Genomic DNA, 1,720 nt, shown 5'->3' with positions numbered 1-1,720 from the left:
AGATACTGTCGGCGAATCAGGGGGCGGGGGCATTGGTATGGAGATGTCCGATGAGCCTGCGACCGGAACCGATCGGCACGATCCCAGCTGAGACAGTGCGGGTTGCGAGGGCGGCGTTTCCCAAGGGAACGACAGCCACGCGGCTGCGTGACGAGTTCAGCGCCCTCTATCAGGACGAGGACTTCGGTGGCCTCTACCCGACCCGTGGCCAGCCCGGGCTCCCGCCGTGGCGGCTGGCCCTCGTCACGGTCTTTCAGTTCTCAGAGCAACTGAGCGATCGCCAGGCTGCGGATGCCGTGCGCGCCCGGATCGACTGGAAGTACGCGCTCGGGCTCGAACTCACCGACCCGGGCTTTCACTTCAGTGTCCTCACCGAGTTCCGCGCTCGCCTCATCGCCGGTGACGCCGCGCACCTGCTTCTGGATCGGATGCTCACACGTTTCAGGGCGCGCGGCTTGGTCAAGGCGCGCGGCAAGCAGCGCACCGACAGCACGCACGTCCTGGCCGCCGTGCACGATCTGCACCTGCTCGAACTGGTCGCCGAGACGCTGCGCGCTGCGCTCGACGATCTGGCAGCCGTCGCGCCGGACTGGCTGCGCGGGATCACGCAGCCGGTCTGGTTCGAGCGTTACGGACGCCGGGTCGAGGATTACCGGCTGCCCAAGGGCCGGGCGGAGCGGGAAGCACTCGCTCGCGCGATCGGTGCCGACGGGTTCAGCCTGCTTGAGGCCCTGGACGCGCCGGATGCACCGCCCGCGGCCCGCGGCGTCCCGATGGTCGGCACCCTGCGCGATGTGTGGCGCGTGCACTATGCCCGTGAGGGAGGCGGGCCGCCACGCGGGCGCAGCGGTCCGGAGCTGCCGCCGGTCGGCGAGCGGCTGCAATCCCCCTACGACCCCGAGGTCCACTACAGCACGAAGCGTCAGATGGAATGGTCGGGCTATAAGGTTCACGTCACCGAAGTCTGCGACGCGGACGCAGCTCATTTAGTCACGAACGTGATGACCTGCCCGGCGATGCAGCCCGACATGGCAAGCACGGCCGCGATCCACGAGCAGCTGGCCGCCAAGGACCTTCTACCGGCCGAACACTTCGTGGATGCCGGCTACGTCGATGCAGGACTCTTGGTCGGAAGCCGGCGAGACCATGCCGTTGCGCTGGAAGGGCCGGTCCGCGCCATGCCGCAGCGGGCAACGGAAGCTGAACGATCCTACGAGCAGCGCCAATTCGTCATCGACTGGAAGCACGAGCGGGTCACCTGTCCACAGGGCAAGACGTCGGTGACATGGCGCGCCACCCGTGACGAGGTCGGAGCCCCACGCTTCCAAGCCATGTTCAGCCGGACCGATTGCGGCGCCTGCCCCGCGCGCCGATCCTGTACCTCCTCCAAGGAGAGGCGCCGCTCCGTCTACTTCCTGCCACGCTCGGAATACGAGGCGCTGAATGCCGCGCGGGACCGGATGCAGGATCCAGTCTGGAAGGAGCGATATCGCATCCGCGCCGGGATCGAGGGTACGCTCTCCCAAGGCGTACGCGCCTTCGGCCTGCGCCGGAGCCGATACATCGGCCAAGCCAAGACCGGACTGCAGCACGTCTGCGTGGCCGCCGCGATGAATGCCTCACGAGCTGTACACTGGCTGGCAGAGACGCCCCGGGCCAGAACACGCGTGACCCGCTTCGCAGCCTTGGCAAAAGCCGCCTGACTTCGCCGACAGTATCT

General features: G+C 67.6%; 1 protein-coding gene. It reads left to right on the top strand.

Features of this window, described 5'->3' with window-relative positions:
* Positions 1-50 precede the first annotated feature (50 nt).
* Positions 51-1,703 carry an IS1182 family transposase gene (locus MFF58_RS31590; RefSeq protein WP_238294262.1) on the top strand — a complete coding sequence of 551 codons (1,653 nt, stop codon included), beginning with the start codon at positions 51-53 and terminating at the stop codon, positions 1,701-1,703.
* The last annotated feature ends 17 nt before the right edge of the window (positions 1,704-1,720 follow it).

It is taken from the genome of Methylobacterium longum (assembly GCF_022179385.1).
Taxonomy (GTDB): Bacteria; Pseudomonadota; Alphaproteobacteria; order Rhizobiales; family Beijerinckiaceae; genus Methylobacterium; species Methylobacterium longum.
Note: the sequence above shows the minus strand (reverse complement) of the source record. Positions and strands in the feature narration are given on the sequence as shown.